The organism is Hymenobacter metallilatus, assembly GCF_003944705.1.
GTDB lineage: Bacteria > Bacteroidota > Bacteroidia > Cytophagales > Hymenobacteraceae > Hymenobacter > Hymenobacter metallilatus.
Window position 1 is genome coordinate 417,512 of the sequence record NZ_RWIS01000002.1, and the last position, 14,691, is coordinate 432,202.

Genomic DNA, 14,691 nt, shown 5'->3' on the forward strand with positions numbered 1-14,691 from the left:
TTCGGGGTAGGTACTGCCCAATTTTCTCTCTCACTAGTATGACCACCGCCGTTCCCGTGCCCAACTCCGAATCTGTTCCTGCCGATACGCCGTTGGTTGGAATTATCATGGGCTCCCAGTCCGACCTGAAAGTAATGACGGCTGCCGCCGAACTACTGCGCCAGTTTGGGGTACCATATGAGCTCACTCTGGTATCGGCCCACCGTACGCCGCACCGGTTAGTAGAATACGCCGAAACCGCCCGGAAACGGGGGCTGCGTGTGCTCATTGCCGGTGGGGGAGGCGCCGCCCACTTGCCGGGCATGGTAGCCTCCTTCACCACGCTGCCCGTTGTTGGAGTGCCCATTAACTCGGCCACCTCCATCCAGGGCCTCGATTCCATCCTGTCCATGCTCCAGATGCCGGCCGGAGTGCCCGTGGCTACCGTGGCCCTGGATGGAGCCGCCAATGCCGCCGTGCTGGCTACTCAGATGCTGGCCCTCAGCAACGCCCGCCTGCAGGATGCGTTGGAAAAGTACCGTACTTCGCTTAAGGATAAAGTAATGCGCACCATCGAAGAGCTGCGCAAAGGCGGCCTCAACGATGATTAAGTGAGTTTCTGGTTGCTAGTTGCTGGTTGCTGGTTGTCGTTCGGCCATCAGTTGACCTGACAATCAGGAGCCAGCAACAGCAACTAGCAACCAGTAACCAGAAACTACGAACCCCTTGCCCGACTTCAACTCTCTTCCGCTCTGGCTTACCGTGTTGCATGGTCTTACGGCCCTGTTGGCTGTGGCGGCACTGGTGGCCACCCTATTGCCTCTGCTCCGCCAAACGGCGTGGTGGATTCGGGTGTTTGATTTTCCGCGCCTCCAGATTGTGGGCGTGCTGCTGGTGGTTATTCTGGGCGGATTGGCGCTGGGTTGGCTGGATCTGCCTGGCTACTATGGCAAGGGCGGGCTGCTTATCCTGGCAGTGGCAGTAGTGTATCAGGCCTTCCGGATTATGCCCTACACCCGGCTGGTGAAAAAACAGATAGGAGACAGTACCCTCACGGACGGTGACCGGCACATTAGTCTGGCCATGATGAATGTACTGCAGTTCAACAAACAGGGCCGCAAGGCGCTGCAGGTGCTGCAGCAGGCCGATGCCGACATTATTATGGCCGTTGAAACGGATGAGTGGTGGTACGAGCAGCTTCGGCCCCTGGAGCAAACCCACCCCTACACCTGCCACGAGCCCCTTGATAACACCTATGGCCTGCTGTTCTTTTCCCGCCTGAAGCTGGAAGGGTGCGAAGTAAAATACCTGCTCGACGACGACGTGCCCAGCCTGCACACGCGGGTACAGCTGGCCGACGGCCGTACCTGGGTGCGTGTTTACGGGCTGCACCCCAAGCCGCCGGCACCGGCCGAATCTAAAACCAGCACCAAGCGCGACGCCGAGCTACTGCTGGTAGGTAAGGCCATCGATAAGAAGGATGAGCCCACCATTGTGTTTGGGGATATGAATGATGTGGCTTGGTCGCACACTTCTGAGCTGTTCCGGCGCATCAGCGGCCTCATGGACCCGCGCGTGGGCCGGGGGCTGCTGCCGACCTTCCACGCCGATTACTCCTTGTTGCGCTGGCCCCTCGACCATGTCTTCGTGTCGGCGCATTTCAAGGTGGATGACATGGAGCGCCTGCCCTACGTTGGCTCCGACCATTTTCCTATTTACATCAAGCTCAGCTACGAGCCCCACGATAAGGAGGAGCAGGAAGAAAACTGTGAGGAAGCTGACGCCGGCGACCATGAGGAAGCCGCCGAGAAAATTCAGGAGGGTTTCGAAGAGGAAGACGAGGAAGAAGCGGAGGAGGACGCCAACCCCGGCCAGAAAAAGGAGCTGACTACCTAGCAAGCCCACCCCCCACAGGGACAGGTCGTTCGGCAAGATGTGCCAGCCCCCAGAACGTCCTTCTGACATTCCGCGCATCAAGCGGCGAGAGGAATCTTGCGTGCTGACGTTGTGGTAGGAACCAAGCCCCAGAACGTCATTCCGAGCGTAGCCGGAGGCGAAGTCGAGGAATCTCGCGTGCTGATGTCTAAGGCTAACTGTCATGCAGAGCATGTGGCGCATCCAGCCATGGTGCGGAGCCGGAACCAAGGAATCTCGCGTGCTGGAGTTCGGGTGATAAGCCTGAACTCCAGTTAAAAAACCGCGTCCGGCAGGCGGAAACTCCGTCAGTTATGCGCTACTTGCGGCAGTGGCCGCCTCAAACCGGGCGGTTTATCTTATGTATCAGCCCACTTCGGGCTTGTGACGATGACGTTAGCGGAGTTTATTGAGGAAATCTGGACGGCGGGCACCTGCACCGTGAGCCCCGCGCCCATGCCCGCCGAGCAGGAAAACGAGCTGGCCGCTCTGGCCTGGCTGGAGCGGGCCTACGCCGAAGACGCCCAGCACCAGCCCGCGCCCGTGCCCGCCTTCGAGGCCGATGCCGCGCTCTGGGCCGCCCGCTACCTCTACCGCGCCGTGCAGCTTACCGTGCTGCGCGAGCTGGACGATACGGCCGTGCGCGTGTGGCTCCAGGAGTATCCCGGTCCCGTTACCCCCGCCGCCCACTACTCCGCCGATTTGCTTCTGCGGCACCTGCCCGATTTGCTGCGGCTCTGCCAGGGCCTGGCCCCGGCCGATGCCCTGGTGCAGCACTTGCAAGCCACCCTGCACCACTGGCCGCTGTCGGCGGTAGGGGCGAAGCTGGCCGAATTGCCCGACCCCGTCCCGGTGCTGGACCACCCCGGCCTGCGCCTGCTCTACGCCGACCGCCTGCTGGCCGCCCGCGACCTGGCCCTGGCCCGCCACCCGGCCGTGCGGGAGCTGCTGCACGAAGTGCTGGGCCAGTTCGCCCCCGACCTCTGGCCCGAATTCCACGCAGCCGGTACTGCTGCCTCAACTTGAAATTATTAGGGCTTACGCAACAGGCCCATAGAACACCGCGAGACACTGCGTAACCCTCTGCGCGACACTGCGAGAAATGCGCGTTGGTACCATGCTGCGTAAGTCCTGATTCTGATTCCTTTTTCTCCTGATATATCCGATGAACGCAACGCTGACCGAAGAATGGCGGCTGGTTGATAAGCTCAACGACGTGAGCCGCCACCTCAAAAGCACATTTGTAGGCAAGGACGACATTGTGGACCTGCTGTGCATTTGCCTGGTGGGGCGCGAAAACCTGTTTATGCTGGGGCCGCCTGGCACGGCCAAAAGTGCCCTGGTGCGCGGCCTGGCTCGCCTCATTCACGGCCGCACCTTCGAGTACCTGCTCACCCGCTTCACCGAGCCCAACGAGCTGTTCGGCCCCTTCGATATCCGCCGCCTGCGTGAAGGCGACCTGGTGACCAACACCGAAGGCATGCTGCCCGAGGCCAATTTTATCTTTCTGGATGAGCTGCTGAACGCCAACAGCGCCATTCTCAACAGCCTATTAATGGTGCTGAACGAGCGGGTGTTCCGGCGGGGCCGCGAAACCCGCGCTTTACCCGCCCTGATGGTGGTGGGGGCCAGCAACCATCTGCCCGAAGACGAGGCCCTGCAAGCCCTGTTCGATAGGTTTCTGGTGCGGGTGCACTGCGACTACGTGGCCCCCGACCAGCTCGGCGACGTGCTGGAAGCCGGCTGGGCCCTGGAGCAGCGGCCCGCCGCTGCCGCCGAGGTGCCCGGCATTACGGCCGAGGAAATCCTGCACCTGCAACGGGCCATTCCGCTGGTGGATTTGCGGGCCGTGCGTCCGGCCTACGTGGCCCTGATTGCCCAGCTGCGCCACGCCGGCGTGCCCGTCTCGGACCGCCGGGCCGTGAAGCTGCAACGGCTGCTGGCGGCCAGCGCCCTGCTCTGCCAGCGCACCACGGCCACACCCTCCGATATGTGGGTGCTGCGCTACATCTGGGACACCGACGAGCAGCGGGAGCTGATTGCCGGCATCGTGGAGCCGATAGTGGCCGCCGACGAGGAGCCGCGCCGCCACCCCCGCGCCGCCGGTACCGCCCTGCCCGACGCCGATACGCTGTTCCGCGAAGCCACCGAGCTGACGGCCCGCTGGGACGACCCCGCCACCACCCCCGCCGACCGCGCCCAGCTCAAGGACCAGCTCCGCCACCTGCACGGCCGCTGCCAGTGGCTCGGCAACGAGGTGCAGCGGGCCTACGTGCAGCAGCCCCTGGATGCCCTCTGGCAGAAAGTGCTGCACGCATGAGTCCCGAGCTGATTCTGGTGCTGCCCGCTGCCCGCCACGCCGCCCTGGCCACCGTGCGCGACCAGCCCGGCCTGCACTGCGCCCTCGCCCCCGATGGGCGGCTGTGGCTGCGCGGCCTGCCCCCGGAGCCGCCCTTGCCGGTACAGCAGCTGCCCGCCGAAGCCCGCTACCACCTCGATGCGGCCGGGCGGCTGTTTCCGGTGGGCCGCGCCACGCCTACCGGGCAGCTGCCGGCGGGCCTGGCGTGGCAGCCGGTGCGTACGTTTGCGCCCCTCGGGCTGCCCGTGGCCGCCCTGCCGAGCCTAGTGCCCGCGCCGGCCCCGGCCGCCTTGGTACCTTTGCCCGAAGCGCGGCCCGGCGCGGCCATCCTCACCACGCTGGCCGCCTTGCAGCAGTACGCCGAAACCGCCCCGGCCATCCGGCTGGAGCGGCTGCGGTTTGCGGTGGCCGGCCCCCGGCGGGTGCTGGTGCTGGGCACGCCTTTGCCGCCCGTGCCGGGGCTGGAGCTGTGGCAGCACGGCCAGCTGCTGCTGCCTGCCGGCCTGGGCTTCGAGAGCGAGCTGGTAGCCGCGCTGGTAGTGCAGCAGCTTAGTCCGGGCACCGATTTTGTGCTGTTTGGGCCCGATGGAGGCTGGGAGCGGGTTGCTGAAACCAACCTGGTGCCCGCCACCCGCAGCGCCGTCCGTCTTACCGTTGCTGCTGTGCATGGCTGATTCCGCGACCCTCGATTTTGTGCAGCTGGCGGTGCGCTACTTCAGCACGCCCCAGGGCTACTTCTGGCGCTGGGCCGAGGGGCAGGAGGTGGTGGAGTGGGCCGATGGCACTACCATCAGCTACCGTTCCGAACTGGCCGAAGTGCTGGAAGAGCTGGCCGGCGGGCACCTGCCGGCGCTGGGCAGCGTGCTGCTGGTACTGGCCGCCTGCAACCCCGGCTGGGAGGTGTCGGGCGGGGCGGGCATCCTCAGCGGCCTCATCCAGAGCCTCACCACCAGCCCCGAAAACCAGGGGCAAGCCGCCGAAATGCAGCACCACCTGCGCCACGTGCTGCAACTCCTGACGATGGTAAGCCAGCTGCCGGTCGAGCTGCGCACCGGCCCCCGCAAGTACCACCTGCTGCGGGAGCTGTTCCGCACCGAAACGCCCGGTTTCTGGCCCGACACCATGCCGGCTGCCGTGCGCGAGTGGGCCAGCGGCCGGCTCGACGCGGCCGTTGCCGCCCGGCAGGTGCCCCTGAGCCTGGGCCGCTGCAAGGCCGATTTGCTGTATCTGGCCCAGGCTGCCCGCCGCTTCCCCGAGCCCACCCAGCTGGAGCTGCGCCTGCGCACCGGCCTCAACCAGGCACCCGCCCCCCTCGACCTGCCCGCCCCCGGCCCGGACCAGGAACCGGCGGCGCTGCCCGTGCATTTGCTGGATGAGCTGGCCGAGGATGCCCGCACGGCGGGCGTGGCGCGGCTGGCCCGGCGGCTGGGCGCGGCCCTGCGCATTCCGCGCCACGCCCACGGCCCCGGCGACCAGCCGTTCGGCGGCGTGGCCGACGTCACCAACCGGGGCAGCTTCGATAGGCTCCTGCTCAGTGAGTTGGCCCACGACGACCTCGCCCTCACGGCCCGGCTGGTGAACAACGAGGCCCTGTATCTGCGCCGGGAGCAGCCGCCTCACCCGGAGCCCCGGCCCCGCGTCATCCTGCTCGATACCACCTTGCCCATGTGGGGCGTACCTCGGGTGTTTGCCCTGGCCGCCGCCCTGGCTTGGTCCCGGCACACCCCGCCCGGCCACCGGCCCGCTCCGGCCACGGCCTACACCCTGGGCGGCGAAACCGCCGAGCCCGCCGAGCTGGGCACAGCCGCCGGGGTGCTGGCGGCGCTGGAACGGCTGGCCGTGGCCCCGCACTGCGCCCCCGCGCTGGCCGCTGCCGTAGCCGCCGCCCCCGCCGCCGACCTGCTCCTGCTCACGGAAACTGACCAACTGCACGAGCCGGCCCTGCTGCGGGAGCTGGCCGCCGCGCCCCCGCGCTTTCTGCTCACGGTGGCGCGGAGCGGCGAAATGCAGCTGTTCGAGTTCCGCCAGGGCCACCGCCACCTGCTCAGTACCACCCGCTTTGACCTGGACGAGCTGCTGTTTGCCCCGCTGCCCACCCGTCCCGGTAGGGCGCGGCCGTTGCGCCAGCCAGTTTCGGGCTGGTGGCCGGTGTTTATGGACCTGCAACCTGCCCCGCTGCGGCTGCCGGCTACTGCGGTGCGGCCCCGGCCCATCAACTCAGTGCTGGTACCCAATCTGGGAGCCCTGATAATTACCGATACCGGCCGGGCCATGTACTGGCCCCGCAAAGACCGGGGCGCGTTGGAATTGCTCAATGGGGTGGAAGCGGGGGAGTGTCGGTTCGGGTCGGATGGGCACACGGCGTTTTTTCTGCTGGTGAGCCGGTCCGCCGAGCAGCGGCTGTGGTTTTACCGCCTGCCGGTACACGGTCAGGCCGCCGGGCAGGTAGTCGTAGATTTGTCGGCGGAGGTGCGGGGCCTCACGCTGACGCCCTACATCACCTGGCGCGACCAGGCGGTGGCGTTCTGGGTGAACGGGCAGTTTGTGGTGGTAGATTACCTTACGGGCACCATTACCGAGCGTACCCCGGCCGCCCCGCCCACCAGCACCGGGCAGCCAAATTTTTACCAGGGCGGCTCTATCAAAAAGCACATCAACAACGGCTACAACACGCTCCAGCGGGTCACGCGCCTGGGCATCACGCCCCAGGGTGAGCTGGCCGTTGAAGGCTACTTGCTGGCACTGAGCAAGGATGGCCACCTGGTTTTGCATCACCGCGTCAGCAACTGGAAGTCGGCGGAAGCCGGGTACGCCACGAGCACCGACGAGGACCTGCTGCCGCACCCCGACAACCCGCTCGTGACGCTGCGCCGCTTCCGCTGGCCTGATGGGAGCGAGGCCCTGGCCGATTCGCGCGGGCTGCTGCACCTGCGCGGCGTGGCCCCCAACGCCCCCGAGCTGACGCTGGTGCTGGCCCTCGGCAAGCCCCTGGCTGCTTGGGCCACCGACGGCAGCGTGAGCGGTGCCCCCTACTTCAGCAACCTCACCGGCACCGAACCCTACGCTAACCCGGATGCCCCCCACTGGCTCCCGATGGAGGTGTTTTACCAGCAGTATCTGTACCCTTTCATCCAGCAGATTTCCAGTCAGAAAGAATGAAGCCGAGCCGGAATCTAAAGGACCATCAAGAACGTCATGCTCATCTGGCGTCCGCTTGTCGAAGCATCTCTACCGCTGGCTAACCAATGCCGTTGCGACTAACCAGACAAGCGTCTTCTATCGACAGCTAGTCAAATAAAACCTGCTAAAAACATTGTCCTGGTTCATTTCTCGCAGTGTTTCGCAGTGGAAGGCGCAGTGTCTCGCAGTGTTCTATCGGACCCATTATGAAGGTTACGCTATTCCCGAAACAGCTTCGATGCTGTTGAATTCCATAGAATGCGTTGTGAAAAATTTGAACGAACCTCACTCATTTCCCAGCCGCGTAGCGGTTAAGAGAATTACTCCAGCGCATATTCGTCTGGCTCCCCCTCTCTCCCTGGAGAGAGGGTCGGGGGGTGAGGCGTAACGTCAGAACGAAACCATATCAGCAAAGCCCATACCCATGACCATGCAACTCTCTCTTCGCCCCACGGCCGGGCCGGTGCGGCCGGCCTGCGCGGCGTTTCTGCGCGGCCCCGATGCCGGGGCCTGGCTGCGGGAGCTGGGCCGCTGGCAGATAGCGCCCGAAGATGTAGTCTGCTACGTGGTGCCCGAGTCGGTGCGGAGCCGGCGGCCGGCGGGGCTGCTGGTGGTGCGCCCGGCCGGGGAAGTGCCCGCCGACTGCCTGGAGCCCTACGGCCTGGTGGCCGGCCGCCTGCTGGTGCCCGTGGCCGCCGAGCTGTGGCCCGCCACCACGCCCGAGGAGTTGGCCGCCACGCTGCTCTGGCCCCGGCAGCTGCTGCACCCCGGCATCGGGCTGGTGGGGTTTGCTGAGGAAGACGAAATCAGCCTGGCAGAGCTGCTGACGCTGCCGCCGCCCCACGCCACGGCCTGGAACCTGGCCCGGCCCGGCACGCCTCCGCCGCCCCGGCTACGGGCCGTGCGCGTCACTCAGCCGCCCGCCGACGAGCTGCTGAACCGTCTGCGCGATACCATCGGCACCCAGCCGCTCACCGATATTCCCAAACCCGATGCCGCTACTACGCCCACCCAGCGCCTGCTCGACAGCCTGGGCCGGGGCGCGTTGAAGGTGGGGCTGGGCCTCACCCAAGGCCTGGCCGGTGCCCTCGGCGGGCTGGCGGCCGGGCTGGGCGCGGCGGCGGGCGCGTTTGGCGGTTCGGGCAGTGGTGATGGTGGAAGCGGCGGCGGTCCGAGTGGCCCTGGACCCCTGGAGCGGCTGGAAAACTGGCTGCAACACAACCTCGATGGGTTGGACCAGAAGCGCCAGAACGAGGTGGAGCGGCTGTTGCGGCTGTTCGGCGAAGACATGGAGCAGGCCCTAAAATACGCCATTCCCCTGGGCGGGCCCTACCTCAACCGGGGCGTGGCCCCGCCCTCGGCCTACCTCGGCCCCCGCAGCACCCGCTTCGACCTGGGCCGCCTGGGTGGGGGTGGCCGCGTGGATGGCTGGGACCTGGGCCGCTACGAGCTGCAGCTGCGCCAGCAGTACCGTGCCGCCGCCGAGCAGGCCCGCGAGGCCGGCCGCCACGAGCAGGCCGCCTACATCTACGCCCACCTGTTGGCCGACTACCACCAGGCCGCCAAGGTGCTGGAGCAGGGCCACTACTACCGCGAAGCCGCTGCCCTCTACCGCGACCATCTGAACAACCTGCCCGGGGCCGCCGAGTGTCTGGAGCGGGGCGGGCTGCTGCTGGAAGCCGCCGAGCTGCGCGTGCAGCTTCAGCACTACGAAAAAGCCGGCGACCTGTACCAGCAGCTCCAGCAGCCCGACACGGCCGCTCTGCACTACGAACGGGCTGCCGCTACTTTCCTGGAAGCCCACAACCACCCTGAAGCTGCCCGCCTGCTGCACCGTAAGCTCGGCAGCCCCGCCCGCGCCCAGGACGTGCTGTTAACCGGCTGGCTGCACAACCGCCAGCCCGAAACCTGCCTGCAACAGTACCTAACTGTGGCCGCCACCCGTCCCGAGCTGGATTTGAGCGCCGAAATCAGGATGCTATACCGGCAGCATACCCGGTCGGCCCAGCACGGGGCCTTTTTGCAGGTATTGGTGCAAGCCCAGCAAACCGCGCCCGAGGTGCAGCCGGTGGCCCGCGAACTGGCCTACCACATCATCAGCACCGAGGCCCAGGCCGGGCAGCCTCAGCACGTGGCCCTGCTCCACCACTTCCAGCCCACCGACCGTCTGCTGGCCACCGATGCCAGCCGCTACCTCACCACGACCCGCGCCCGCCCCGCCACCGCACCAACTCCCGCGCCCCCGGCAGCAGCGCACCAGCTCGATGAGCGCATCAGCTGGTACCAGGCCGTGACCCACCGCAACCAGTTTCTGGCCCTGGGCCTACTCGATAACCGCCTGCACCTGGCCCGCGGCAACTGGTACGGCCATGTCGAGTATTTCAGCTGGCCCGATGAGTTGCCCGCCGATGCGCACCCACAGCTGCTGCTGGATGCGTTTCACTCCACCAACGTGGTGCTGCACGGGCACGATGGCTTGGCTACTCAGTATCTGGCCAAAAATAAGCACTTCGATGAGGCGCTGCTGGTGGTTTGTCCCCGGCTGCCGGTCAACCTTATCGGTATCGGCCTGCTTCCAAACGATGAGCTGATTTTGCTGACGCAGGATGGGGAAGAAGTTCGGTCACAGAACTACTCCATCCACGGAATACCTGGAAAGGAGTGGGTTCTTCGTCCATCTGGTGGCATACCATTTACACCATCTGAGTTAACCCGTTATAAAGTGGCTCCTGTATTTTACCGGGAGGACAGTTACTATAGTTATTTGGATGACAACCTACTCCGAATCAGGAAAGAAACCATTACCGTCCTAGAGGTTTTGTTCAGCCCTATAGAACACCTGATATGCGGGCCTACCACCGAGCTTTTCGTGCTGTCTGATGATGAAATAACGGTGTTTCAGAACCGGAATGATGAGTCCACCTCTAGTAAAATGTCCGACGTCAAAGACGTTCACACCATGAACTTGGTTGGAGCCGGCCGACTGGCTTTGGCTTCTACCATTCACGCTATTGTATACACTCTCGATAACAGCGAGGAGCAGTTATTTCACTCATACGAAACCGAAACGCCCGTCGTCGCTATTCTGCCCACCAACAACCGCCGCCAGTTCGCGCTGCTGGAAGCTACCGGTTGCCTCACCCGCTGCGACATTCCCGCGGAGTAGCCCGCCGCGCTGCCGTGCTACAGCTCCTCGTACAGCCACGCCATCTGGCGCCTGCTGACGGCGGCCGGCAGCAGCTGCATCAGGGTGTTGCGCAGCCGGGTCAGAACCGGATTTTCCAGTTGCCCGACGCGGCCCAGCTGCCAGGAAGTACGCACGACGCGGGCGGTGCGAGCCCGCCGCCGCTGCTCGAAGTCCCGGAACGCGGCGGCTATATCGGGGGCGGGGCCAAGGCAGCGGGCCAGCACGGCGGCATCTTCTACGGCCATGCCCGCGCCCTGGCCCAGATTGGGCGTGGTGGCGTGGGCCGCGTCGCCGAGCAGCAGTACGCGGCCCCGCGCGAAGTGGGGGAGGGGCGGCAGGTCGAGGATGTCGTTCCAGAGCAGCTGGTCGTCGCGGGTGAGGCCGAGCAGTTGGGGCACCGGGGCCGGAAACCCACCGAACTCCCGCTGCAAGTCGGCCGCGCGGAAGGCCCGGAAATGCGGGTTCTGGGGCGGGGCGCTGTTGAGGCAGGCAAACCAGTACACCCGGCCGCCGCCCACCGGCACGTAGCCAAACCGCCGCCCCGCCTCGCCCCACACCTCCACCGACTCGCCGGGCGGCAGGCTTAGCCGCCCGGCATCCACCACGGCCCGCCAGCAGGTGTAGCCCGCGTAGCGCGGCTCGGTGGCGGGCCACAGCTGCCGCCGCACCCGGGAGCGGAGCCCGTCTGCCCCAATCAGCGCGTCGGCGGTAGCGGTGCTGCCATCGGCGAAGTGCGCCGTCACCCCGGCCGCCGTTTCCTCAAACCGCTCGAACGGACAGCCCAGCCGCAGGGTGCCCGCCGGCAGCCCCGTCAGTAAGGCCCGCTGCAATGCCGCCCGATGAATTCCGAGGTTATCGAAGCCCAGTTGCTGGGTGAAGGGCGTGGTATCGGCGGCTTGCAGGAGCCGGCCCCGCTGGTCGAGCAGATGCAGGCTGGTCACGGGCCTGCCGTGCGGGCGCACAAGGTCGTGCACGCCAAACTCGTGCAAAGCCCGCATGGCATTGGCTCCCAGCACCACACCCGCGCCCACTTCGCGCAGTTCCGGCGCGGCCTCGTACACGCCCACCGTATGGCCCAACTTCAGCAGCGCGTGCGCCGCGCTCAACCCGCCAATACCGGCCCCGATAATCAGAAAATGCGGCATGTGTCCGACAAAAACAGCGCAGTAAACAAAATACAGGACAAAGATTGTCAGGACTGCGTAAGCTTCTGGTGAAACCACGCAAAATATCCATAGCAGCGGCGGTAAACAGCCGCCATACAGGTTTCTTCAAACGCAAAAAAGGCCCGAAGCAAGCTGCTCCGGGCCTTTTTACTGCAACACAGAATCTGCCGAAAAATCAGCGCCAATCTGTGATGTTACTTGCCTACTTCTTCGTAATCCACGTCGGTCACGTTGTCGTGGCCGGCGCCTTGCTGGCCGTTGCCACCGGGCTGACCCGCGCCGCCGAAGGGGTTACCGCCTTCCGCGCCGGGCTGGCCTTCGGGGCCGCTCTGGGCGTACATTTCCTGCGAGGCAGCCTGCCAGGCGGCGTTGATGGCGGCCATAGCCGTATCAATAGCCCCCAGGTCTTTGCTTTCGTGGGCTTTCTTGAGGTCGGCCAGAGCCGTTTCAACGGCCGTTTTGTTGCCGCCGCTCAGCTTGTCGCCGTATTCGGTCAACTGCTTCTCGGTCTGGAAAATCATTGAGTCGGCCTGGTTTACCTTCTCGATTTTCTCCCGCTCGGCTTTGTCGGCATCGGCGTTGGCCGCTGCTTCCTGGCGCATCCGCTCAATGTCGGCATCCGAAAGGCCCGAGGAGGCTTCAATGCGGATTTTCTGCTCCTTGCCGGTGCCTTTGTCCTTGGCCGTTACGTGCAGAATGCCGTTGGCATCAATGTCGAAGGTTACTTCGATTTGCGGCACACCGCGGGGCGCTGGCGGAATCGAATCGAGGTGGAATTTGCCGATGGTGCGGTTCTGCGAGGCCATAGGCCGCTCACCCTGCAACACGTGGATTTCTACCGAAGGCTGGTTGTCGGAGGCCGTGGAGAAGGTTTCCGATTTTTTGGTCGGGATGGTGGTGTTGGCTTCGATGAGCTTGGTCATCACGCCGCCCATCGTCTCAATGCCCAGGCTCAGCGGGGTCACGTCGAGCAGCAGCACATCCTTCACTTCGCCGGTCAGTACGCCGCCCTGAATGGCAGCGCCCACGGCCACTACCTCGTCGGGGTTTACACCCTTGCTAGGCTTCTTGCCGAAGAACTTCTCTACCTCTTCCTGAATGCGCGGAATGCGGGTCGAGCCACCTACCAGAATCACGTCGTTGATATCCGAAGTGCTCAGGCCAGCATCTTGCAGCGCCTTTTTCACCGGCTCCATCGAGCGACGGATCAGCGAGTCGGCCAGCTGCTCGAATTTCGAGCGGCTTAGCTTTACTACCAGGTGCTTGGGGCCCGAAGCCGTAGCGGTGATGTAAGGCAGGTTGATTTCGGTTTCAGTCGACGACGACAGCTCTACCTTGGCTTTCTCTGCGGCTTCTTTCAGGCGCTGCAGGGCCATGGCATCTTTGCGCAGGTCGAGGCCTTCATTTTCCGAGGCAAATGTTTCGGCCAGGAAGTTGATGATTACCTGGTCGAAGTCGTCGCCGCCGAGGTGGGTGTCACCGTTGGTGCTCAGTACCTCGAATACGCCGTTGTCCAGCTCCAGAATCGAAATATCGAACGTACCACCGCCGAGGTCATACACGGCTACTTTGTGGTTCGAGTGGTCTTTGTCGAGGCCATAGGCCAAAGCAGCGGCCGTGGGCTCGTTGATGATGCGCTTCACGTCGAGGCCGGCAATGGCACCGGCTTCTTTGGTAGCCTGGCGCTGGGCGTCGTTGAAGTAGGCGGGAACCGTAATAACGGCTTCCGTTACAGGCTGGCCGAGGTAGTCTTCGGCGGTCTGCTTCATTTTTTGAAGCACCATAGCCGAAATTTCCTGGGGCGTGTACTGCCGGTCACCGATTTTCACGCCCACCGTGTTGTTGGAGCCGCTACCCAGGGCATACGCTACGTGCTTGGCTTCTTCGGTTACTTCCGAGAAGTTGCGGCCCATAAAACGCTTAATCGACTGAATGGTGTTGTGGGGGTTGGTAATGGCCTGACGCTTAGCCGGGTCACCTACCTTCCGCTCACCTTTACCGTTGTCCAGGAACGCGACAATCGACGGAGTCGTGCGGCGGCCTTCGCTGTTCGGAATCACCACCGGCTCGTTGCCTTCCATTACGGCCACGCAGGAGTTGGTGGTGCCGAGGTCAATACCAATTATTTTTCCCATTGTAAGGAGTATCGTTAGGGTGTTGAGGTGTCAGATAAAGTGCCCGCGCAGCAGGCACGCCGAGGGGAGTTACAAGACACGTACCAGCCCGTTAAAAGCCATTTGTTCGTGACAGATTGTCATTTCAGGCTAACCGGGCCAGCTTTTTTCCGCCGGACTGACTTCTACGGGAAAACAAGAGGTGGGATTTGCTGACAGCGGGGCAGAAGGGGGATTCCGCATCAAGGCCTCGGAGCATGGCTGGGATATAGGGCGAAGCTTAAGAGGACCACTTCCTTGTTTCTACTTCTCGTTTGCGCATCCAGCGACGCCAGAGCCAGGATGAAAACCAGTTTCTGCCTGCGGGCAATGGTCCGTCTTTAACTTCATAAGTAGATGACATTGAAAGCGTACCGTCTTTCGTCCAAACAGCTAAGGCCACTTCGCCAGAAATTAACTTGCGGATATAATCAATTGCATCTGCCACATCATCTAATGGGTAGCTGCCCACACTGCCTTGCTCATTAAAGCTGGTGAAATGGCAGTGATGCTCAGAGAAATAAACAGTCAGTTCATCATTTTCGGAGGAGATGATGAAAGGCAGGCCTGAAGGAGAGTTTAACTCTATACTGAAGTAGTCTTCTTGAAGGTTTACAGAATCCCGGAAGTCAGGAAATTCTGCAAGAAGAATTGAAAGAGTTTGAGTTGAATACGAGGAAAGCATAAGTAAATAACGATACAAGGCCTCTACACACTCCGTGTAGAGGCTTTTTGAATGAAAAATGTTAATTG

Annotated in this window: 10 protein-coding genes; 7 read left to right on the top strand and 3 right to left on the bottom strand. The window is 63.7% G+C overall.

Annotated features, from left to right (window positions below):
• Positions 1-38: 38 nt before the first annotated feature.
• The 7 genes from purE (at position 39) to EI290_RS05160 (ending at position 10,598) form a co-directional block, all read left to right on the top strand.
• Positions 39-590, top strand: a complete 552-nt coding sequence (purE, locus tag EI290_RS05130; RefSeq protein WP_125427410.1) for a 5-(carboxyamino)imidazole ribonucleotide mutase — start codon at positions 39-41, stop codon at positions 588-590.
• Positions 591-705: 115 nt separating this feature from the next.
• Positions 706-1,875: an endonuclease/exonuclease/phosphatase family protein gene (locus EI290_RS05135; protein WP_221766234.1), complete on the top strand. Its 1,170-nt coding sequence runs from the start codon at positions 706-708 to the stop codon at positions 1,873-1,875.
• Positions 1,876-2,283: 408 nt separating this feature from the next.
• Positions 2,284-2,919: a hypothetical protein gene (locus EI290_RS05140; protein WP_125427412.1), complete on the top strand. Its 636-nt coding sequence runs from the start codon at positions 2,284-2,286 to the stop codon at positions 2,917-2,919.
• Positions 2,920-3,058: 139 nt separating this feature from the next.
• A complete protein-coding gene (locus EI290_RS05145; RefSeq protein ID WP_125427414.1) occupies positions 3,059-4,213 on the top strand; it encodes an AAA family ATPase in 1,155 nt (384 codons plus the stop codon).
• A complete protein-coding gene (locus tag EI290_RS05150) occupies positions 4,210-4,926 on the top strand; it encodes a hypothetical protein (protein WP_125427416.1) in 717 nt (238 codons plus the stop codon). Before EI290_RS05145 ends, EI290_RS05150 begins: the two co-directional genes overlap by 4 nt.
• Positions 4,919-7,411, top strand: coding sequence for a hypothetical protein (locus EI290_RS05155; RefSeq protein WP_125427418.1), 2,493 nt, complete (start codon positions 4,919-4,921; stop codon positions 7,409-7,411). Before EI290_RS05150 ends, EI290_RS05155 begins: the two co-directional genes overlap by 8 nt.
• 451 nt (positions 7,412-7,862) lie before the next feature.
• Positions 7,863-10,598, top strand: a complete 2,736-nt coding sequence (locus EI290_RS05160; RefSeq protein ID WP_125427420.1) for a hypothetical protein — start codon at positions 7,863-7,865, stop codon at positions 10,596-10,598.
• A gap of 17 nt (positions 10,599-10,615) precedes the next feature.
• Here the strand turns inward: EI290_RS05160 and EI290_RS05165 are convergent, their stop codons facing one another.
• The 3 genes from EI290_RS05165 to EI290_RS05175 all read right to left on the bottom strand — a co-directional run bounded on the left by EI290_RS05165 (position 10,616) and on the right by EI290_RS05175 (position 14,623).
• Positions 10,616-11,764 carry an FAD-dependent monooxygenase gene (locus EI290_RS05165; protein ID WP_125427422.1) on the bottom strand — a complete coding sequence of 383 codons (1,149 nt, stop codon included), beginning with the start codon at positions 11,762-11,764 and terminating at the stop codon, positions 10,616-10,618.
• Positions 11,765-11,979: 215 nt separating this feature from the next.
• Entirely contained in the window at positions 11,980-13,920 is a 1,941-nt protein-coding gene (gene dnaK, locus EI290_RS05170) for a molecular chaperone DnaK (RefSeq protein WP_125427424.1), read from the bottom strand.
• A gap of 259 nt (positions 13,921-14,179) precedes the next feature.
• Complete coding sequence (locus EI290_RS05175) at positions 14,180-14,623, bottom strand: hypothetical protein (RefSeq protein ID WP_125427426.1); 444 nt, start codon at positions 14,621-14,623, stop codon at positions 14,180-14,182.
• Between the last annotated feature and the right edge of the window lie 68 nt (positions 14,624-14,691).

What these genes read in the sequence shown, in the direction of transcription:
- EI290_RS05155 (WP_125427418.1), top strand. Translation starts at nt 4,919, where the DNA reads ATGGCTGATTCCGCGACCCTCGATTTTGTGCAGCTGGCGGTGCGCTAC.
- EI290_RS05145 (WP_125427414.1), top strand. Translation starts at nt 3,059, where the DNA reads ATGAACGCAACGCTGACCGAAGAATGGCGGCTGGTTGATAAGCTCAAC.
- EI290_RS05140 (WP_125427412.1), top strand. Translation starts at nt 2,284, where the DNA reads ATGACGTTAGCGGAGTTTATTGAGGAAATCTGGACGGCGGGCACCTGC.
- EI290_RS05175 (WP_125427426.1), bottom strand. Translation starts at nt 14,623, where the DNA reads ATGCTTTCCTCGTATTCAACTCAAACTCTTTCAATTCTTCTTGCAGAA.
- dnaK (WP_125427424.1), bottom strand. Translation starts at nt 13,920, where the DNA reads ATGGGAAAAATAATTGGTATTGACCTCGGCACCACCAACTCCTGCGTG.
- EI290_RS05160 (WP_125427420.1), top strand. Translation starts at nt 7,863, where the DNA reads ATGCAACTCTCTCTTCGCCCCACGGCCGGGCCGGTGCGGCCGGCCTGC.
- EI290_RS05165 (WP_125427422.1), bottom strand. Translation starts at nt 11,764, where the DNA reads ATGCCGCATTTTCTGATTATCGGGGCCGGTATTGGCGGGTTGAGCGCG.
- EI290_RS05150 (WP_125427416.1), top strand. Translation starts at nt 4,210, where the DNA reads ATGAGTCCCGAGCTGATTCTGGTGCTGCCCGCTGCCCGCCACGCCGCC.
- purE (WP_125427410.1), top strand. Translation starts at nt 39, where the DNA reads ATGACCACCGCCGTTCCCGTGCCCAACTCCGAATCTGTTCCTGCCGAT.